Source organism: Photobacterium pectinilyticum (assembly GCF_024357955.1).
Classification (GTDB): Bacteria; Pseudomonadota; Gammaproteobacteria; order Enterobacterales; family Vibrionaceae; genus Photobacterium; species Photobacterium pectinilyticum.
Genome location: NZ_JANEYT010000029.1, coordinates 42,097 through 63,613, shown reverse-complemented (window position 1 = coordinate 63,613; position 21,517 = coordinate 42,097). Strand labels below are relative to the sequence as shown.

Below are 21,517 nucleotides of genomic sequence, written 5' to 3'. Positions count from 1 at the left end.
AACGATTCCACGGAGTAGCGACGAAATACTTAGAGCATTACCTTGGTTGGCATCGATACATGGATGTGACTGAAGAACTTAACGAAAACAGGATGTTAAGTCTTCAGCAACAGTTAAAAGGAACATAGCGTATATATAAGGCTTTATTTTTTATCCGTGTCCGACAAAACTAAACATACACAAGATAAAAGGAAGGCTCGCGACAACTCGTGCGGCCTTAATAGCATTTTGATTCAGCTGCTCGGACTGCATTTCAATATCTAGCAGCATCTTTTCTTCTGACGGCGTGCTCTCAATCACAGGTAACCCTTCAATCACCGGCATCGCTTTTTGATTGATTTTTTCTATCGCGACTTTGGCTTTAATGTCGCCTTCCAACAATGCTCTTTCAACTAACTCATTGACTCTGTTGCTTAACATCGCCTTGATCCAGCATCATGAATTTTGTGCTTGCACACCCCAGTACTGATTTTTCATTCTCGTTTCCTCGTCACCTCACGCTTTGAGATACCTAGGATTGACGCTACTGTCTATAATTTTTCACCGTTGAGTATTTCAGTTTTACCGGGCGTTTGATCGGCCTGTCATAACCATATATATCTTCCCGTAACTGCAGTTGGTCATTTTCATCAACCCAAGCAGTCACATAGGTAACATCAACATCAATTTTGCGCGGCAAGGTAATAGTATCGGTTCGCCTATCACTCACCAGTTGCTGGTAGTTACGCCAGCTCGGCCGCTGCTGGTAATCCAGGACATATTCAGCAAGCTCGGCGGCTTTTTCTACTCTAACGCATCCTGAGCTTAAATTACGCTTAGTTTTATTAAATAAACCTCTGGATGGTGTGTCATGCAGGTAGATAGAGTAATCATTTGGCATCAAAAATTTCACATTGCCCAACGCATTTCCCCTACCGGGTTTTTGCATAAATTCATAAGGGAATGTGTGAGGGTTGACGTTGCTCCACTCCACTAGTTCCGGCGAGATCGCAGTACGATCACGCCAACTACGGATCATGGTTAGATTCTTACGTTGCAAGTAATCGGGTGATGCCTTCATCCCTGGAATAACGTCTTTCTTTTTAATCGTCTCAGGAACGTTCCAACGCGGGTTCACCACCATAATATTCATCGAAGAAGAGAACAAGTTGGTTGGCCGAGCAGTGCGGCCGACAATCACTTTTGATTCAAATACCACTTCTTTGTTATGAGTGATTTGCAAGCGGTAATCTGGGATATTCACCCTAATACTCGGACGGTCATCGCCTGTTGCACCTAATTGGCTTCGGTACAAATTCAGGGCCAATAAGCGGGCAACCTCATTATAAGGCAGTGCTATTTGACGCGTTGTTGCCGGGCCTATAATTCCATCGGCTTCAAGCCCATTACGCTTTTGGAAACGCCTAATTGCTTGATTTAATACACCACTGTTAGTAAGTGTGGGCTCGGCCTTTAATCGGTAAAATTCCTCATCACTCAAATCGCCATAGCTATTAAGAACCTCTATCATGGCCAACCCATTGGGTACCACCTTGTCCTGTTTGATCAGTTGGCGGCCGTGAGCTTGATAATTATGTGATGGCAACTGCTTAAAATGTTCTACTTGTTCCAGCGCTCGCTGAACGAGATCAAATTGATCTTGCCTGCCAACCAAACGGGATGCCAAAAATGATGAGTTGTGTACCGCGCCCAACACCGAACCGGGTAACCGATCCATTTCAGTATCACTTTTTAAACTCAGAGTTTGATGACGAAACATCATACTCGGTTCAGCATAAAGTTGACGGGTTAGGGCTTCGTACAAAAGGTAGGTGTCAGTTGCAAGTATGTCATAAGCGCGAGCGTCAGGCTGTTGTTCAAGTTGGGCAAGCTCTGATAGTCGAAGTTCTAAGCCGGAAATCAAGCCTGAGTACGCCAATGATCTCACTCTGACATTAAGCGCCTCCCTCAGGAAGTTCTCACGCCATAGCGGCATATAACCATTTGCGGTATAAATTCGCTTCACTTCCTCTGTGAAGCACAAGCCCGTTTGAGTAACCCCACATAAGGTTTGGCCGCTAGATAGATTTATACTTTTAAGCAAAGAAAGATCTAAAAGTGATCTTTTCATCATCGATCTGTCGGCCGCTTGAGTACGCTGACTTGAATATTTTCTAGTCACATCACTTGGGCTAACCAGAGCAGCATACTCGGTGTTGACTACCGATTGTGCTTGCACTTGGCCACCAAGCGTCAAGGTCAAAGAGCAAAGTAATACGTTAAAACGGTTCGGCGATCTGTCTGAGCAATTCATTACATACGTCCTGAGCTAAAATCTTCGACCAACTATCAAGCTCTGTCCATGAGAAATTGGAGGAGCGGGGCGGCTTCCTGTTTGATCCACCTACTATTATTTTTAGTCAAATAAGTAACACTATGACAACTTCGTTATGTTCCAAAAATGACAATCCAGCCCCAAAACCCAACAAATGAGAATTGAAGAAGAATTGCAACTCGTTCGAAAGCATCAACTGTTTTTGTCTGGCATTACAATCAGTGGGGGTGAAGCAACGAACAGTTCTTATGTTATCAAGGCAGATATTGCAGTAACTAGTGGCTCTAATTACAAAATATCTAACGCAGAGAACAGCGATTTTAACCTGCAAGACTGATCAAATATTTATGTAGGTTGGTATTAGCCTTACCGGCTGGCAAAAACTCTTACCAGTTTTGGAGACGCCATGTTTGATTTGAAAGCGTGGCAGGATGTTAACGCATAGAACTAAACGCCCTAGTTCATACTTGACGTTTTACGCTGGGACTCTTGCGCTACTGCAATGATTTGCTCGTACAACCAACGCTGGGCAGGATCGTTCATGCTCGGCTGATGCCAGACGAGACTGTAAGAGACCTCGCCATAATTAAATGGTAACGGTTTAGTGATCAGCTCTTTTGCCTGCAAGGCGGCACTTGCCCATTGGCGGGAGCAGGTGAACAGTAAATCACTGTGGTGACACATCAAGGCTGCCCCACCAAAGTCAGGCACATTGACGGCAATTTTGCGCTTCCGGTGCTGCTGAGCAAGCTGCATTTCGAAGAACGGGACATTCAAGTCGTTATCGGTAATACCGATATGACCGTAACTGAGGTAATCATCAATGGTCAGAGTTTTATCGGCTAGTGGATGGTTGGGGTTCATCAAGCACACCATCTCGTCATCCAGCAAGGTTTCCCATACCAGATTATTCTGAGTGCTCGGTGGCTGGCTTTTATCATGGGGTAAAATGATAAAATCCAACTGGCCTTTGGCAAGGCTATCAAAGCCTTTATTATCGCGCGACCAAATCTCCAATCGCATACCCGGCGATTGCTCCAGTACCCTCGCGCTCAACTTAGCCGCCAACAGTTCAAACGTACTCTCCCGCATCGCCAAAGAAAAACGTCCTTGATATGACGCAGGATCAAATGCCTCTTGCGTCAGCATCTGGTTCATCTCATTGATCATTTGGTGTACTGTTGGCCCCAGACGACGGGCAAGCGGTGTGGCTACGAGTTGATTGCCGTGACGATAGAACAACTCATCGTTCAAGCTTTCCCGCAATTGGGTCAAGGTCTTGCTAACAGAGGATGGGCTCAGGCATAACCTTTCTGCACTCGCGGTAACACTGAGTGTATCCAGCATGACATGCAGTGTTATTAAATGCTTCATGCTGATTCGGGACAGTTTGATGAGATCCATAAGCCTTTTGGTATCCAGGTGAGGTGTCGCTAGCAACAAAAAAGCCAGTAGATAATCTACTGGCTTGTTTCATAATAAATTATTCTGGATTGGCGTCAAATAAAGATTATCGAAGGCCGTGCAGAAATTCAGCACGTGTTGCTGGATTGCGCTTAAAAATACCACCTAGCGCCGTAGTCGTCGTCACACTGGTTGCGTCCATGACACCACGCGCTTTCACACAATAATGTGTTGCATCCATGGTAACGGCAACATCATCGCTTTCAAGCAAGGTCTGCAGAGCAACCAAGATTTGTTGCGTCATGCGCTCCTGTACCTGCGGGCGCTGGGCAAAGAAACGGACAATACGGTTGATCTTAGACAGACCGATGATTTTGCCACGAGGGATATAAGCGACAGTGGCGGTCCCGTCGATGGTAACCAGGTGATGTTCACAAGTGCTGGTTAAGGTAATATCTTTGACCCGCACCATTTCATCACACTTCATCTTATTTTCAATGACGGTGATTTTCGGGAAGTTGCCGTAATCTAGACCAGAAAACACTTCATCAACATACATCTTTGCGATTCGATGCGGTGTTTCAACCAAGCTATCGTCGGTTAAATCCAATGAAAGAAGCTCAAGAATCTCACGCATGTGATATTCAATTTTTTCTTTCTTCTCTTCACGACTTACCACCCTATCAATCATAGGGGTTTCTAAGCCACGTTCAACCAGTGCTTGGCGCACCTTCAATGCAGATTCGCTAAATGCAGTCATTCTTTTCCTCCAACCGGCTGGGCTTAAAGCAAACATCAAGTAATTTTAGATACTTATGTGTATGAAACGTGCCCAAATACGAGTGCCAGCAAACTTTGAAACGGAAGGATACCCTTAAATCGAAAAAAATACACTAGGAATTACACGACGAAACTACTCAGGTATTAGTGCTAGTGACCTTTTTTTGTCATAATTACCCCACTAAAATATATAACGACGATAGACGGATACCTATTATGGGATGTTGTGACACTCCAGGCTTAATGCCAGTCGACACCGCACTGACCAAGATTCTTGATCAAGTCAAACCCCTTGAAACTGCAACGACGGTTTCCCTGTCTGAAGGCATGGGGCTAGTACTTGCAGAAGACATTTGCTCACCAATTAACGTGCCGCCATTTGCCAATTCGGCAATGGACGGATATGCCCTGCGTATCGCTGATCTGGAAAATACCGATACCCTGCACATGGCAGGTAAATCTTTTGCCGGTATCCCATATAATGGCGAATGTCAGCCTGGTCAATGTATTCGTATTATGACCGGTGCCCAAATGCCTGAAGGCGCGGACACCGTTATCATGCAGGAAGAAACTGAAGTTGATGGCGACAATATCCGCTTCACTAACAAAGTGTCTCACGGTGAAAATGTACGCCCGATTGGCGATGATGTTCACCATGGTGATGTGGTTGTAGCTAAGGGTAACCGCATTACCGCTCGTGAAATGCCTCTGCTTGCCTCTCTGGGGATTGCAACCCTACCCGTTTATCGTCGCCCAATCGTTGCGTTTTTCTCGACAGGTGATGAGCTTCGCCCTGTTGGTGAGCCTTTGGAAGCTGGACAAATCTACGACAGCAACCGCTATGGTATCCGTGCGCTGCTAGAAAAATTTGGCTGTGATGTGGTGGATCTTGGCATTATTGCTGACTGCCCTGAAAAACTTCGTGAGGCTTTTGACAAGGCAACAACAGCCGATGTGCTAGTCACATCCGGTGGTGTTAGCGTAGGTGAAGCTGACTACACCAAAGATATTCTCGACGAACAAGGTGAAATAGGCTTTTGGAAAATCGCCATGAAACCGGGTAAGCCATTTGCTTTTGGCACAATCAAAAACACTTGGTTCTGTGGCTTACCGGGTAACCCTGTATCGGCCATGGTGACGCTTTACCAGTTGGTCCAGCCGATGCTTGCCAAGCTTGCTGGCCATAGCCAGTACCAGCCACCGCAACGCCTGAAAGCCAAAGCAACGACGGTATTCAAAAAGCGACCTGGCCGTGCTGATTACCAGCGTGGTATTTACCAAATTAACAGCGAAGGCCAAGTTGAAGTCGCGACAACAGGTAACCAAGGTTCAGGCGCCTTTAGTTCTATGCATCAAGCCAATTGCTTTGTGGTACTTGAACAAGAACGCGGCCGTGTAATGCCGGGGGAAGATGTCACCATCGAGCTTTTCAACCAAGCGATGTACTAAACAAACTATGTACTAAAACGGCTATAGCCATGTACTAATTACGCAGTGACGAGTGCGCCGCTATCTTTTACGGCGCATTTTTGTGACAACTGCCTGCAGAACACGACAGGAACACACCGTGGTAGAACTTACCGACGCAGAAATGCTGCGCTACAACCGCCAAATTATTCTCAAGCAATTTGATTTTGATGGCCAAGAAGCACTTAAAGCCTCCTCTATGCTGGTTTTGGGGGCTGGAGGATTGGGTTGCGCTTCAACCCAATACCTAGCAGCGGCCGGTGTAGGCAAAATGACCATCATCGATGACGATAAAGTGGAGGTTTCCAACCTTCAGCGTCAGGTACTGCACAACGATAGCACTGTCGGCATGCTAAAGGTCGAGTCAGCACGCCAAGCCCTGCAAACCATCAACCCGAACACCACCATTGAAACCGTTGCTGAGCGCCTTGATGACGTATCGTTGAAAGCGCTTATCGAGCAACATGATATCGTGTTGGATTGCTGCGATAACGTTGATACCCGAAACCAACTAAACAGATTGTGTTTTGAAACCAAAACACCATTGATTTCTGGTGCCGCTATTCGTATGGAAGGACAAATCAGCGTCTACACCTACCAAGACAATGAGCCATGCTACCAGTGCCTAAGTGCCTTATTTGGCCAGCAAGCTCTGACCTGCGTAGAAGCAGGGATCATGTCACCGGTTGTGGGTATTGTGGGTGCCGTCCAAGCCATGGAAGCCATTAAAGTGGCCGCCAAGATGGGACAACCTCTGACCGGTAAGATACTGATGCTTGATGCGATGACGATGAGCTGGCGGGAAATGGTATTGGCCAAGCAGCCTAGTTGCACAATTTGTGGTTAATGCATAGACAAAAGGAAGCGATGCTTCCTTTTGTATGGTGTCTGTCGATATAGCATTGAAGTACCCTCGGGAAGCCTTCCCTAAACCGAATATCCCCCCAAGGCACATTCACCAATTGTATGCTTTTGTACGGATCACACATCAAACCGATGAATGACATTAAATTAATGCTACTATCAAACACTGTAATGAACAGTGTTTTATAGGGCAGATATAATGAAAAATAGTAGACTTATCGCGTTTGGTTTAAGCGCATTACTTCTTGCAGGCTGTGCTACCCCATATGATACCGACCGCGACTCGTTCTGGTCTTTCGGTAAAGGTTTCGAAGTCACTCCCCTTGCTCAGGACACTTGGCAAATAAGCTTTATCGGTAATGAAAACACCGATCGCACTCTTGCCAGAAACTACCTACTCCACAAAGCAGCAGAATTAGCCAAAGGCGCTGGCTATCCTTACTTTGCGCTTCGAGGCGAGCAGAACTTCCGAGATCAAACCGGCAGCACATCAGGCATAGGATATTCCAGTAATGACTTTCTGTATGGCACCGGCAGCACGATTACAGAAACTACCGTAATGGTTGAAGTTATTGGTATGAACGAAAAACCAACCGAAAGAAATCTTTCGGTATACGAGTCCGACTTTGTTTTAAACAGCGTCGATGTGAGATCGTAATACCTCCCCCAAGCCGGTAAATTATCACCGGCTTTCTTCTCGGAAGTGATAATCACCTCTCATTTATCACCAACGCTTTTTACCCCCCTCAGTCATAGCAACTAAGCTTCATCAAAACAGATAGTTAAAGGGTAACCCAATGCATGATTTACTGACTGTTAGCGTAACGGTATTTATGGGGTTCTTTGCCATCATGAACCCTATAGCTAACACCGCTGTCTTCATCGGCTTAACCAGCAATCAAACCCACCAGCAACAGAAAGCCACCGCCTTCAAAGCCCTATTTACCGCATTTTGCATTGTGGCGGCTTTCAGCTTACTCGGAAAAGGGATATTTCAAGTTTTTGGCATTACTCTACCTGCATTAAGAATCTCAGGGGGTATCTTGGTTTTTTTAGTTGGCTATCACATGCTACAAGGAAGTAGTTCATCAATGCACAGCCACCAACCAATTGAAAATAAAGAAGAGAGCAATAGTGAGCCAGATGTCGCTATTTCCCCGCTGGCCCTGCCGATACTAGCGGGACCAGGGACTATTGCAACGGCTATGAACTACTCGGCCGCCGGCGGTGCATTAAATATTGTCATTACTATTTCAGCCTTTGCCTTGCTGTGCCTCATCAGCCTGGTTTGTTTTATTTACGGTCAAAAGCTAGTCAGCTTACTAGGGGAAAACGGAATCAGTATTGTCACTAGGCTGATGGGATTAATCTTAACAGTCATTGGTATGCAAATGGGGATCCAAGGAGTACATGATGCAAGAGAGTTGTTAAATCAAATACCTAGATAAAAAAAGCCGGTAATAAATACCGGCTTTTAAGACAATCATGAAACCAATTTATGATTAATTATCGTTCAGGCGAATGCCATCTTTATCGATAATAATTAGACCTTTCTTATACAGACCACCAATGGTTTTCTTGAAGGTCGCTTTACTGGTACGAAACTCTTTGAAAATTGCATCTGGTGACGACTTATCACTTAGTGGAACAAAGCCGCCCTTACGCTCAAGTGTCGTTAGAATTTTATCAGCCAAGTCGTCAACCTTTGCCTTACCAGCTTTTTGCAGTGACAGGTTGATCTTACCGTCTGGGCGAATTTCTTTAATGTAAGCTTTCAGCTTTTTGCCCGGGAACAACTTACCAAAAGATTCTGTCTTGAATAGAAGGCCCCAATGCTTATCTTCGATTACGGCTTTATAACCCAGTTCGCTGGTTTCAGCGATCTGAACCTGAACTTCTTCACCCACTTTGTATTCAGCTGGTGTTTTATCCAAGAAACGGTTGAACTTGGTTGAACCTACAATACGGCCCGATGCTTTATCGGTGTAAACACGAACCATGATGTCTTGACCTTCTTCAAGACGGCGGCGCTGCTCACTGAATGGAACTAATAAGTCTTTTTCCAAACCCCAGTCAACAAATGCACCAACACCACAAATGCCGACGACACGCAGCAAAGCAAAGTCACCAACCACAGCATATGGCTGTTTGGTCGTCGCAATGATTTCATCTTCAGAATCGAAATAAACAAAGACTTCCAACTGGTCCCCCAGCTGAGTGCCGGCAGGAACAGAGGCTTTAGGCAGTAGGATATTGCCAAAGTCATCACCACCATCAAGGAATACGCCAAAATCTACTAACTTGACTACCTCTAACGTGTTGTATTGTCCAATTCTAATCATTCTTTCGACACTCTCTGGATAAATTAAACGGCCTGTGTAACAAACAGCCGACAGCATGCGACGCTCTGTCATGCTTCATCTTAACATCAGGCGGGGCATTATACGTGATGTTAATCCAATGCGCCTGACCTATCTTTCATTATTTGCTTACTTTCCACGCTAATAAAGAGTGAAACACTAAATAACACTGCTATTAACTAACTAATTCATCTAAAATTAACCTTGCTTCCCAAACTTAACGTTATGTTAGTAGCTAAGTGGCTTGATTATTCAACGTCGCATATTCATATCACCCAACCATAGTGAGGTAGTGTAGTAGAGTGATCACAGTTGAAAAAAAAGACGGGCATAAACTCAAAATTTCCCATGTCATTCCTGAAACAACCAACCGACAACTGGACCTCTATATTTTCGTTCCCGGCGAACTTGGATTAAATAGCAATATCATTGCTGAAGATGAATTTTTCCACAATGCGATTCAAGGTAAACGTACCTACTACAGTGATGTAAACCACTTGCCACTGGTTCATAGCCGACTTGCTAGTCGCGGTAAACTTTCTACTGAACAGTATCGTTTAAGCTTAAGCCTTTACGCGTATCAATATGCCTTAGCACTTGAGAAGACCGCTCAGCAACTACTCGATGACAAAGAAGAGCGATCGCTTGAGGAAGTCGAAGAGGTCGCCCAATTAACTCAACGGATTTTAAAACGACTCCGCCGTAATGTGCCTACTGACAAAAAACTGCACAAGTATTACGAAAATGTCGATAACTATCTTTCATGGTACACAGAACAGCGATTACTTGAGCTTGTTGCACACCTGCCTAGAAGCAGTGATTACAGCAACATCAAATCACTGCTACTTGAGGTTTGTGAAAAAGAGTCGGAACACCGCTACAAGCATGACTACAACTCATCCAAAGCAATGGAAGATCCGACCCGGATGTCCAACAAAATGCGCCTACTGCGTCGTTTGATAGAATACCCGGTTACCATGAAAGAAAAAACGACTGAGCTGGGCCAGAACACCCGCAAAGTGGTTACTGGGTTTGCAGCCGGTTTTGTAATGATTTTCGTTACCTTGATGCTGATTGAAGCTCGAGGTGTTCTCGGTGATATTACCGCTTCATTTATTCTGGTTCTATCTTTCATCTATGCCGCACGCGAAGTGTTTAAGGATGACTTAAAAACCATCCTTTGGCGCATGGTACGAAAAGGCAAACCTAAGTGGCGTAAACAATTTTTTGACGTTAACTCTAACCAGTTGATCGGACGCCAGTTAGAATGGATGGAATATTGCGCTTTTAAAGATTTAGATAAAGAAATCAGAAAGGTTCGCAAACACAAGGTTTCACAGCATGAAGAGACGGTATTGCACTACAAAAGCACGACGCGCATGTCGCCCACCAAGTTTCTGACAGGCTATGAGCAAACCCGTGAGTCCATAATGCTCGATCTGCGTACAATTACCCGACTAATGGAAAAAGGGTCGCAAAAAATCTACCAATTAAAAGACGGTCAAGTGTCGAAGGAAACCGTAGAAAAACGTCACTTGGTCAATCTAGTGACCCGGGAAATGGTCGATGAGAAAACCATCTGTGTCCAGCGCTGGAAGGTCATTATGAATCGCTCAAAGATTATCGATATCGAACCGATAGAAAGCAATTAACCCCCACCGCATGCACGAAATACAACCGGGAGAGGTAATACCCCTACACTCTCTCCGTTGTAACCTCGCCAGCAGTTGATACGCTTAAAGGGAAGCCATTTTGATGATCCCTATATGAAAAAACTGTCCGAGCTCATTTTCAACAACACATTCAGCCATCTTCCAGCTGTGTTTGGTACGCCAATCAAACCCCAGCCGCTTGATGATCCTTTTCTGGTTAGCGCAAACCCTAAGGTATGCGAATTGCTTGAACTGGACCCGGTTCAAACCAGTACTGAGTACTTTATTAACCTCTTCACGGGCAATGATCAGCACTCAGCAATGGCCCCTCTTGCCATGAAGTACACCGGTCATCAGTTTGGTCAATATAACCCTGAGTTAGGAGATGGACGGGGGTTGTTACTCGGTGAAGTACTGACATCATACGGACAAAAATGGGATATCCACCTTAAAGGATCCGGTCTTACCCCCTATTCTCGCCAAGGCGATGGCCGAGCTGTTTTACGTTCCAGTATTCGTGAGTACCTTGCTAGCGCAGCAATGGATGGATTAGGCATCAAAACAACCCATGCTCTTGCGGTACTTTCGAGTAATACGCCAGTCTTTCGTGAAACGGTCGAGCGTGGCGCGACGCTAATCCGTGTTGCCGAGAGCCACCTCAGGTTCGGTCACTTTGAATACCTTTTTTATACCCAGCAACATAGCGAACTAAAGTTGTTGGCTGATTATTTAATCAGCAACCACTTTGCAGATATTGACAGCAAAGCCGACGATGCCACACGTTATCGCCAGATGTTCAATACTATCGTCTTTTTAACCGCCCAATTGATTGCCGACTGGCAAGCGGTTGGTTTCGCCCATGGCGTGATGAATACCGACAACATGTCAGTTCTCGGTCTGACGTTTGACTATGGCCCTTATGGCTTTCTAGATGACTATGACCCCGGTTTTATCTGCAACCATTCCGATTACTCCGGACGATATGCATTCAACCAGCAACCCAACATCGCCTTGTGGAACTTATCAGCACTCGGCTATGCACTCACCCCTCTGCTAGAGAAAGATGACATTGATCATGCCTTAGAAAGCTATCAAATTTTGCTACAACAAGCCTATAGCAAGAATATGCGCAACAAGCTCGGTCTAAAAGAAAAACGAGAACAAGATACCCCGCTGTTTGCCAATTTGTTTGATTTGATGAAAAAACAAGCTGTCGACTACACCTTATTTTTCCGTACTTTGTCGTCAATTCCTCATGCAGAATTGAAGACATCCAGTCACCACTTCCAACCTTTGTTCAAAAATCTTGCCCCACTGGAAGTATGGCTATCCCTGTATGCTGATAGGCTGGAAAAAGACTCCTTGAGTGACACCGATCGCCTCGCGCTGATGCGCGCATCCAACCCTAAGTTTATTTTGAGGAACTACCTCGCTCAGCAAGCTATCGAACAAGCGGAGAAAGGTGACTTCACTCTGGTGGAACAACTCTTGAAAGTATTGCAAAACCCATTTGATGAACACCCAGGGTTTGCCACTTTTGCAGAGCAACCGCCTGAGTGGGGGAAAACACTGGAGATCAGTTGTTCTTCTTAGGGAAGCGTTGAGACATAGTTCACGGTTCATTACATCATTCGATTTTTGAGTAATTATTCCCATCAAATTTGATAGGGGTGTTTTTTTAGTCGGGCGAACCTTGGTTACGGCTTCTCATTAACCAACTCAGTCGATTTGCCGTACCAACACCACTGCGAAGTGTCCTGCTAAGGTATGAACCAGCATAAAAAAAGAACCCGGCAGAGTTAGACATCCGCCGGGCTCTTCGTTTCAACATTTGTTCTCTATTGCGTGATCACTTTAGAGACTCCATGCTCCATTAACCACAACTGGAGGTTAGGCGCTTTGTTGATGTAATGGCTCAGCATGTCACATGGTTTTTTCGCTACCGTTGTAGCCTTCAATGCATGGTCGATGAGTGCTAATACCGCCTCATTTTGATCGTCATGCAAATACTCCAATGACGGATGGGTTTGATCCAATCCAAGCGCAAACTGCGCAAGCTGATCGATATCAATGACCAAACCATCAAAGTATTGCAAAAACTTTTCTGCCATCAGTGCATTGGCTGGTAGTTCAGCCATCAGATGGACCTTAAGCCCCTGCGCTCCTCGGCATAACCCTTGCTCTGCCAATAAATCAATGGCTGTTGCCGCCTCACTGAAAGTTCTAACAAATGGAATAACAAGTTCGATATTCACCATACCTTCAGCAATTCTGGCGCGCTTAACGGCTTCGCATTCCAGTTCAAAAGCTTTACGGATCGCCTTGTTTGCCCAACGAGAAACTCCTCGCTGGCCAATCAGTGGATTCACCTCTTTGCTTTCAAGCTCTGAGCCCAGTAATGACTGCCTTTGGTATGAGTCAGCACCAGCAAGACGTACTTTAAGAGGGTTGTCCCCCGCTTTTTGTGCCGCGGCAATGAGCTTCTCTGCCAATGCAGAGACAAAATATTCGGCTGGGTTCCCCTCTGTTTGTGTCAACAACTGCTGCTGCACGTCTGAGGGTAAGTCGGCAGGGTAAGCCGCTGCCAGAGGATGAACACCGACTTCTAATAAGATATCATCAATCGAAAGCAGGCCAATATCCGCTTGCATACTTGATAATTGCGACGAGGATTTAAGAATTTCAGAAAACTGTAAACCTGACTGAGCGCTGTTTGTCATAAGCCACCATAACTACTTTATCTTGGTTTCTAGGAAGAACATATATTAGACAGATCATAGCGCCTAGGCCTGTGATTCCTTTCGTATATCGACTTCCATTTTTACCCACGCAACATGGGTAGATATTCATATAGACCCAACATACTGATTCATGCCATCTGACGCAAGTAGCTATACAGAAAGTTTTAATCATCTATCACTTCGTTAAGTACAAGATTCTGAGCTATTCACAGACATGAGGCATTTAATGCTAGATGGAGATGAACTATTTCAGTTGCACAAAAAGGCAGCTTGCATTGACCTATTTTGATAAAAAGCGAAGTAACAAAGAAAGATCTAGAATAAAAATCTAAGTGATATCACAAGTTTGGTTTATTCCTGCCAACTTTTGGGCTATCTTTACGCGTCAATAATTTTTGTAATACCGAGATAGGCAACACTATGCCAATGAAAACAGATGAACTCCGCACCGTCAGTCTTGGGCTAATGCCAACGCCAGCTGCGGTAGAAGCTGCTTACCCAATCACAGATGGAATTGCGGAGCATATCGCCCACTCTCGTCGTCAAGTTGAAGCTATTCTCACGGGCAAGGACTCACGTCTTCTTGTTATCGTTGGTCCTTGTTCTGTCCATGATCCTGATGCTGCCATCGACTATGCTAAACGCCTTCAAGCTGTTCAGGAAAAATACAAAGATACGCTATTTATTGTAATGCGTACTTATTTTGAAAAACCGCGCACTGTCGTGGGCTGGAAAGGTTTGGTTTCCGATCCTAACCTCGATGGCAGCTTGGATTTAGCCAAGGGTCTTCACACTGCCCGTAAGCTGCTTGTTGATATCAATGCGCTCGGCATGCCTACAGCAACAGAGTTCCTTGATATGATCACTGGCCAATATTTGGCTGACTTGATCAGCTGGGGCGCTATCGGTGCGCGTACAACCGAATCTCAGATTCACCGTGAAATGGCATCTGCACTATCCTGCCCGGTTGGGTTCAAAAATGGCACCGATGGCAATATTAAGATTGCAATCGATGCGATTCGTGCCACACGCGAGTCTCATGTGTTTTGTTCACCCGCTAAAAATGGTGAAATGACCATTTACCGTACATCCGGTAATCCTCATGGCCACGTAATTCTTCGCGGTGGTAAGATGCCAAATTACCATGCAGAAGATATTCAAGCATCTTGCGACACATTAGCTTCATTCGATTTACCAACCCGCTTGGTCGTCGATTTCAGTCATGGAAACTGCCAGAAGCAGCATAAACGTCAACTTGATGTCGCTGCCGAAATTTGCCAACAAATTAAATCAGGCAGCCAGTTTGTTGCTGGTATTATGGCGGAAAGTTTTATCGTTGAAGGTAACCAACCTGTCGATACAAACGATCTAGATGCACTAACTTATGGCCAGTCTATTACTGACCCGTGCATTAACTGGGATGATACAGTCACCCTGCTTGACATGCTGTCTGATGCGGTAGGTAGCCAACAATAACTGACCGAGGTATGGCAGTTCAATGCCATACCCCCAATCCAAGATATCATTAAATCACTAAACAATTAGGATTACGCACATGCCATCTTTTGATATTGTTTCTGAAGTAGACTTCGTTGAAATCCGAAATGCGGTAGAAAATGCGTCTCGTGAACTTGAAACTCGTTTTGACTTCCGAGGTGTAGAAGCCAGCTTCAAACTAGAGAAAGAAGTCGTAAAAATTACGACTGAATCAGATTACCAGCTAGGCCAGCTAATTACGATTCTTCGCGGCAACCTTGCTAAGCGTCACGTTGACGCCCAGTCAATGGATCAAAAAGACACCACTCGCACTGGTAAATCTTTTGCTTGTAACGTCGAATTCAAGCAAGGCGTCGACACAGCTGTTGCGAAAAAAATCGTTAAAATGATTAAAGATGAGAAGCTTAAAGTACAGGCTTCAATCCAAGGCGATAAAGTACGTGTAACAGGCAAGAAACGTGATGACCTGCAAGCAGCTATGGCACTTGTACGCGGTGCTGAGCTGGGCCAGTCATTCCAGTTTGACAACTTCCGTGACTAAGCCGGTATGTTTCGCTCTAAATAAACCGCCAGCTGGCGGTTTTTTTACGTCTTCAGCAACCATACGTAAACCAACCTACATGAATATTTGATCAGTCTTGCTGGTTAAAATCATTAATAATTATTAACACAACTGATCTACAGCGCATAAAAAAAGTACCCCGTAAACACGGGGTACTTCTCAGGTTATTTTAAGGCGTGCTTAATAATTAGCGCTGACTTAGCAAACGTAAGCGTGTTTTGCGAACAACGACCAGACCCAACAAACCAAATAGTGATAAGAAACCAGTACTACCGCCTGACTTATCGTATCGTGGAATATTGATTTCAGGTGCAAGGCTGTCTGGTTTAGCGATAATACCGTCAAACGTAACTTGTGAGTCAGGTACTTCCTTACCATCCCGAGTCAAGATCATCGAAAATCTATACTTACCATATTCAACACCAGATAATTCAAGCAATAAAGTTTGCTCACCATCTTCGGTCAAGATCGGCTCAGCCAAAGTAACACGAGACATGTCCTGATCATCACGTGCCGTCAAGCTGAATTGCACCTTATCACCGGCCTTGGCTTCTGCTGTTGAGCGAATAACATAAGGGATTTCAGCACGGCTACTAATGGTAATAAAGCGTCGTTCAAGCGTGCCCGGTTCTGCGTAACGGTATGCAACAGCAGTGATCACTGGATCGTGATCTGACGAACGCCATGGCGTGATACCCTGGTCATGGAAGTTTTCAGGATTACTGCCTTTATAGCCAGTGGTATAGTCAAACAGCGTTGATTCAGTACTATTGATATGCCAATCTGCAGCGTTTCGAATACGTGATGTCATGCTTGGTGTAACCAGAACATGGTCTAGCGAACCAAGTGTATCATTGTAAGAGAAACTCCAGCTAGGCTGACGACCAAACTTATCGTCCATCAACTTAACGGCATTAACATAACCAAACGTTTCTTTAATCTCAACACCAGATTGATCGCTACCAAACTGTGGTCGCTCACCAATGTAGGTATGCTGACCCGCACGCAACGTTTTACCTGTCGGGTTATCAGTCAGAACCAGTACTGCATCTTCATAAGCATAAGCATTAAGATCGCCAAGGATCACCTGATCACCTGGGATTTTACTTAACTCTTTACCCAACTGATGCGCAGCCGCTACTCGGAAGTTTTCGCACTGCCCTTGCAAATCATCATCATGTAATGAGTCTCCTGGTGTGAAATTCTCCCATTCTTCCCAACCATCCCAGTCATCAATACAATTTGAGCCTTTTGACTTAAAGTGGTTTACCGCAACCGTCAACTGTTTACCTGTATTATTAACAATAAAGGTTGCTGCAACTGCATGACGCTGGAATGCGCGGCCACTACTTAGCGGGCGCCCTTGCGAATCAACATATAGATTGCCATTTTCATCTGTTATTGATGGGGCATTCTGATTCGGCATCTCAATGATACGTGAAGAATCTAGCATCACTTTAGTTGGGCGGTAGATCAAACCATTAGTAATGGCGTCGGTACCGACGTGATCATGCGCGTCCAAAATAGCATCGCCATTTGAGTCAAAGCCGATAAAACGATAACGGTTGTAAATTGAATCTTTACCGTTACGGTTTGAATAGCGATCATCGGTATACTTACTGTTCAGCTCATCAACCAACTGAGCGATAGCGCTGTAATCACCAAAGCCATTATTTTCGACTTCGACCAAACCAACTACATCGGCATCTAACTGATACAACACTTCAACAATCTTCGCTTGCTGGCGTTCAAACTCTTCGTAACTTTCCGCTCCACGGTTTTCACCAAAGCGGTTACGATCGCCACCAAACGGTGAATTGAAGTAATTCAGGACATTACTCGCAACCAACTTAAGTGCAAACTCGTCGCTTTCCAATTCCATTGGGACTGACGGCGAAGTCGTTCGCGGCGTATTTTGTTTGAATGTATCTTTTGACACGTTTTCGGATGGGATCAATCGGTATTCACTGTGGCTGTAATCCAAAACACCAGTAATACCAACAACGCTGTCATTTACCAAGATAACGTGGTCATTGGGTGCATCAGCAAATTCCGGGTAGTAAGGAATAGTACCATCCGGTGCTTTTTCATCACTTTCAACAAATAAGCGTCGTGTTTCATTCTGCTTGTGCAATGCCATTGCGTCATCAGAAGCCGCAGGATAAAGCTGATTTGGGTGCAAATTAGGGCGCTCGTAACTCAACACCATGTTGTTACGAAAACTTGAGTAATCAAACATAAAGGTGCGGGTAACGCGCATGTCCTGATCACCGTCTTGATCCGGATTAACATCTTGCGGCAGAGTTATCAGCATGCCTTCGTGGCGCTCAAGTGTGCGGTTGAATTCTAGCTCACCATCAGCGTTATAGTCAGAGGCTATGATCTCCAGTGGTGTCACCCGAGGTGCAACAGAGTTGGAGTTCATGATTTGATAATCACTATCAGAAGGCACAAACTGAGTACGATTAAATAGCTCTTGTACCTTACCGACAAAGCAAATTTCTTGGCCAACTAGGCTTTCATCAACACCTGCAACTTCAACAAAAATGCCGTCGGACCCCTCGCGATCACTTCGCTCTACCACGTCTTGGAGGTACACACCGCGCCAGGTACTGTTCCCGGTCGTAACGTGGGCAACAATACCACTTAAGCGATAAGATTCATCACTCCAGAAACTGCCATCCGGAACCAATGGCGAACGATCGCCAGTACCTTGAATCTCTGTGATCGACTTATAAGCAAAGCCTGGGTTATCAGAACAGATCTGACCCGGTTCAACAGGTTCATCAAGCTCAGGGCTTCCTAAGCCATCATATGTACCACCCGGATGCTGGGTCCAATCGTTTGGATTGTAACTGCTGGAAGGCACTGCGCCCTCTTGACGACGAAGAGTTACGGTTTCCCCCCAGTTGTATTGACCAAGATACCCAACAATATCTTGAATATCGGTTGGTTCTTCTTTATCAACCAGGCCACTCTCAGCAATCAAAACTGCGCTGCTACCCGTAAAGTTCAGGCTGCCATTCTGTACCTGATCGTAAGTGCCCGAAAAATAAACTTGACCGTCATTAGCAGCAACAATCGCTTCAATTTCATCACGGGAGTGAGACTCAGGGTGAAGAATTACAATACTGCTGTTTGGCTGAATGCTAAGGCCATGCAGGATTGGGGCACCATCAGCGGCCAAGATCTCATTGGTCCAACCCGCTGCGTGTTTATGGTACAGAGAATAGGTACTATCAAAAGTATGTGACTCAACACCGATGTTGGTCAACTCTACAGCTCGAGTATAGGTACTGTTTGCACCATTTTCGACATATTCCGAAATGATGATATCGCTGATATCGGCCAGCGCACTGGCACTCATGCTGGCGCCAATTGCCAGCGCCAGCAAAGAATAAGATGATTTCATATCAATATACTTAATTTAAATGATAACTATCAGAAATATACAGTTGCAGAGGCGTAACCAATTTGAGCGGTCTCGCCCAAGCTGATTTCTGCACCGAATTCAGTATTATGTGTCGGGCGGTAGCTTAGACCCGCGGTATGCCAGATGCGGTCTTTACCCCACTCTCGCCATTGCGTATCGTTGCCAGTCCAATAGTCACCGAACTTATCCCACTCTTCTCGACTTTCGTAGTTACTTGAGGCAAACACATCAACATTAGACAGCACGGCATAACGTGCTGATACCAACAAACCACTGTTTTTCAATGTCTCATATTGGTTGAATTGGTATTCACCTGGCTTATAACCTTCAGGTGGAGTAATAACCGTTCTCTCCTGAGCGATATCTTGATTCTGGATAAAACCATTGATACCGAATTCAAGTTCTTGATTGACAAGGTATCGAGCACCAAGGGTATACAGATACCCCTCACCATACTGAGATGAACCCTCAGAACCAGCACGTTTTTCAAGACCAAGTACTAATGAGGCTCGATCACCAAAATAACCGGCATAGCCACTCACAACATCTCCGTAATCTGAACCCGAGGATGATTCAGATTTGTAACTATACGATGCGGCAGCTTGAAACTCGTTATAATTAAAGTGGTACTTTACCGTTCGAGGTTGGTCGCCGGCATCAGGGATTTCAACACCTAACTCAAAGGTCAGGTCACCAAAACCATCAATATCATCTACTGCGGTGTCCGTCATACCAATTTCAATATAATGCTGCGAATCAATAAAATATCCCATATAGGCTTTATCAAAATCGAGCACCATTTCACCAGTACCGCCATTCCAATTTTCTCTCTGGAAATCAAGCTCCAAGCGATAAATAAGATTACCGGTTTGACCTTTAACACCTAATGTCCCAAAAGTGTCATCAATCAAAGCTTCGTTTGAATTATATTCGGCATATTCTTTTTGATTGCCCATATAGGCACCCAAAGAAACCTCACCGAATAATTCAACTTGACTGTTCTCATCTTCGTAAATTAATACTGCATGGCTTGAAAAAGATACCAACATGGCTGTCGACAAAAGAGAAAGCGATACTTTTCTCTTTGCTGTTATATCCATTAATACTCCTTGAAATGTGACACCAACCAAAATTTCGTGAATTCTATAGATATTAAATGCATCACAATGTGATTGATATCACAGCACTTTCAGGCGAAGTATTTTCCTTACAACTAAGAACACCCATTAATATTCACAAACAAAATGAATAAAATCATGCTACTGATTAATCATACAGAAACCGCCCAGCATCTTATTTTCAACAAAAACAACCAACCACAGTAACAGCAATAAGTAATTCAACTCACCACCATAACAAGTAAAATTCCACCCCCTAACGTTGCTGCATATACTATTCACCTCAACCAGAAGTAAGCACGTTTACTTTCTATATTTCTTATTCGATTTTTTTAAACATCTTGTTCGTCAATGGCTACTGTTTGTCATCCACAACTCGGCATACACTAAAACAATAAAACAGATTCGGAGGCAAACATGACAATTCGACAAATCCAGTCACTCATTCCCGCCCACCCTTCCTCTGATGGTGACGGTGTCCGTATTCAGCGTGTCCACGGGTTTAATAACACGCAGTTCTCACCCTTTTTAATGATTGATGAACTGAAATCCGAAAGCGCAGATGACTACATTGGTGGATTTCCGGCTCACACCGCGGTATAGAAACTCTGACGTATATGCTCAATGGCCACTTCCAACATAAAGACCATATGGGCAACGTAGGTGAATTACGGGATGGTGGTGCGCAATGGATGTCTGCAGGTAAAGGTGTCATCCATAGTGAAATGCCGATAATGACTGATGGCACGCTACACGGATTCCAAATCTGGATTAACTTGCCAGCAGCCAAGAAAATGCAGCCAGCGGATTATCATGATTTCCAGTCTGATGTTATCACCCAATACCAGCAAGAGGATGGCAGCCTTATCCGCGTCATTGCCGGTGACTTAACAACCCAGGGAACGACACTTGCCGGTCCATTACAACAAACAGGTGTCCCTGTTACGATTGCTGATTGGCAGACAAGCAAAGCCGCAACCTTTAACAGTTGCCTCAACCCCGACTTCCAAGCCATGATCTACGTCTACCATGGTGAGATTCAAGTGGGTCAGACGAAGGTCAAACAAGGTACCCTAGCGCTGCTTGGAGACGGGGAAAGTTTAGCTATGGCTGCAGAAAATGAAGCTGGGGTGTTGTTGTTATCTGGCCATCCTATTAACGAGCCAGTCGTGCACTATGGACCCTTTGTAATGAACAGCATGGGTGAAATTGAGCAAGCAATTCAGGATTACCAGCAAGGGACATTAGTCTAAGGTTTGGTTTGCGAATGCCCAAAGCCCTATCCGTTTTAACACCACGTATCTGTTTTAAAATAAATAGCGGCT

At 44.9% G+C, this 21,517-nt stretch carries 16 protein-coding genes and 2 pseudogenes; 10 read left to right on the top strand and 8 right to left on the bottom strand.

Going from position 1 to position 21,517, the window contains the following annotated elements; genetic code table 11:
* Positions 1-128 (top strand): annotated as a pseudogene (locus NHN17_RS13730) (IS1595 family transposase); the annotation flags it as partial.
* Positions 129-150: 22 nt separating this feature from the next.
* Here the strand turns inward: NHN17_RS13730 and NHN17_RS13725 are convergent.
* The 4 genes from NHN17_RS13725 to folE form a co-directional block, all read right to left on the bottom strand.
* A complete protein-coding gene (locus tag NHN17_RS13725) occupies positions 151-420 on the bottom strand; it encodes a hypothetical protein (RefSeq protein ID WP_255043132.1) in 270 nt (89 codons plus the stop codon).
* 103 nt (positions 421-523) lie between these two features.
* The gene (locus NHN17_RS13720) at positions 524-2,293 is read right to left on the bottom strand and encodes a L,D-transpeptidase family protein (protein ID WP_255043131.1); all 1,770 of its coding nucleotides are present in this window, start codon (positions 2,291-2,293) and stop codon (positions 524-526) included.
* 477 nt (positions 2,294-2,770) lie between these two features.
* Positions 2,771-3,718, bottom strand: coding sequence for a LysR family transcriptional regulator (locus NHN17_RS13715; protein ID WP_255043130.1), 948 nt, complete (start codon positions 3,716-3,718; stop codon positions 2,771-2,773).
* A 106-nt stretch (positions 3,719-3,824) separates the two neighbouring features.
* On the bottom strand, positions 3,825-4,478 hold the full coding sequence (folE, locus tag NHN17_RS13710; protein ID WP_255043129.1) for a GTP cyclohydrolase I FolE: 654 nt from the start codon (positions 4,476-4,478) through the stop codon (positions 3,825-3,827).
* A gap of 236 nt (positions 4,479-4,714) precedes the next feature.
* On the opposite strand from folE, the gene moeA reads away from it, so the two are divergent.
* From moeA to NHN17_RS13690, 4 genes are all read left to right on the top strand, one after another.
* Positions 4,715-5,947 carry a molybdopterin molybdotransferase MoeA gene (gene moeA, locus NHN17_RS13705; protein ID WP_255043128.1) on the top strand — a complete coding sequence of 411 codons (1,233 nt, stop codon included), beginning with the start codon at positions 4,715-4,717 and terminating at the stop codon, positions 5,945-5,947.
* A 118-nt stretch (positions 5,948-6,065) separates the two neighbouring features.
* Complete coding sequence (gene moeB, locus NHN17_RS13700; protein ID WP_255043127.1) at positions 6,066-6,812, top strand: molybdopterin-synthase adenylyltransferase MoeB; 747 nt, start codon at positions 6,066-6,068, stop codon at positions 6,810-6,812.
* A gap of 216 nt (positions 6,813-7,028) precedes the next feature.
* Entirely contained in the window at positions 7,029-7,487 is a 459-nt protein-coding gene (locus tag NHN17_RS13695; protein WP_255043126.1) for a CC0125/CC1285 family lipoprotein, read from the top strand.
* Between the two features lie 139 nt (positions 7,488-7,626).
* The gene (locus NHN17_RS13690) at positions 7,627-8,277 is read left to right on the top strand and encodes a MarC family protein (protein ID WP_255043125.1); all 651 of its coding nucleotides are present in this window, start codon (positions 7,627-7,629) and stop codon (positions 8,275-8,277) included.
* Positions 8,278-8,331: 54 nt separating this feature from the next.
* Here the strand turns inward: NHN17_RS13690 and NHN17_RS13685 are convergent, their stop codons facing one another.
* The gene (locus NHN17_RS13685) at positions 8,332-9,171 is read right to left on the bottom strand and encodes a CvfB family protein (RefSeq protein WP_255043134.1); all 840 of its coding nucleotides are present in this window, start codon (positions 9,169-9,171) and stop codon (positions 8,332-8,334) included.
* A gap of 320 nt (positions 9,172-9,491) precedes the next feature.
* On the opposite strand from NHN17_RS13685, the gene NHN17_RS13680 reads away from it, so the two are divergent.
* Both NHN17_RS13680 and NHN17_RS13675 read left to right on the top strand, forming a co-directional pair.
* Complete coding sequence (locus NHN17_RS13680; protein ID WP_255043124.1) at positions 9,492-10,841, top strand: hypothetical protein; 1,350 nt, start codon at positions 9,492-9,494, stop codon at positions 10,839-10,841.
* 114 nt (positions 10,842-10,955) lie between these two features.
* Positions 10,956-12,434 (top strand): protein adenylyltransferase SelO, encoded by a 1,479-nt coding sequence (locus NHN17_RS13675; RefSeq protein ID WP_255043123.1) that lies wholly within the window; start codon positions 10,956-10,958, stop codon positions 12,432-12,434.
* A gap of 245 nt (positions 12,435-12,679) precedes the next feature.
* On the opposite strand, the gene NHN17_RS13670 is transcribed toward NHN17_RS13675, so the two are convergent.
* Positions 12,680-13,561, bottom strand: a complete 882-nt coding sequence (locus NHN17_RS13670; protein WP_255043122.1) for a putative PEP-binding protein — start codon at positions 13,559-13,561, stop codon at positions 12,680-12,682.
* Positions 13,562-14,002: 441 nt separating this feature from the next.
* On the opposite strand from NHN17_RS13670, the gene NHN17_RS13665 reads away from it, so the two are divergent.
* Complete coding sequence (locus NHN17_RS13665; RefSeq protein ID WP_255043121.1) at positions 14,003-15,058, top strand: 3-deoxy-7-phosphoheptulonate synthase; 1,056 nt, start codon at positions 14,003-14,005, stop codon at positions 15,056-15,058.
* 79 nt (positions 15,059-15,137) lie between these two features.
* The gene (locus NHN17_RS13660) at positions 15,138-15,620 is read left to right on the top strand and encodes a YajQ family cyclic di-GMP-binding protein (RefSeq protein ID WP_107348828.1); all 483 of its coding nucleotides are present in this window, start codon (positions 15,138-15,140) and stop codon (positions 15,618-15,620) included.
* Positions 15,621-15,828: 208 nt separating this feature from the next.
* Here NHN17_RS13660 and NHN17_RS13655 read toward each other — a convergent pair whose 3' ends face one another.
* Entirely contained in the window at positions 15,829-19,053 is a 3,225-nt protein-coding gene (locus NHN17_RS13655) for an ExeM/NucH family extracellular endonuclease (RefSeq protein ID WP_255043120.1), read from the bottom strand.
* 29 nt (positions 19,054-19,082) lie between these two features.
* Positions 19,083-20,174 (bottom strand): porin, encoded by a 1,092-nt coding sequence (locus NHN17_RS13650; RefSeq protein WP_255043119.1) that lies wholly within the window; start codon positions 20,172-20,174, stop codon positions 19,083-19,085.
* A 435-nt stretch (positions 20,175-20,609) separates the two neighbouring features.
* On the opposite strand from NHN17_RS13650, the pseudogene NHN17_RS13645 reads away from it, so the two are divergent.
* Positions 20,610-21,445: pseudogene (locus NHN17_RS13645) on the top strand (pirin family protein).
* Positions 21,446-21,517 lie beyond the last annotated feature (72 nt).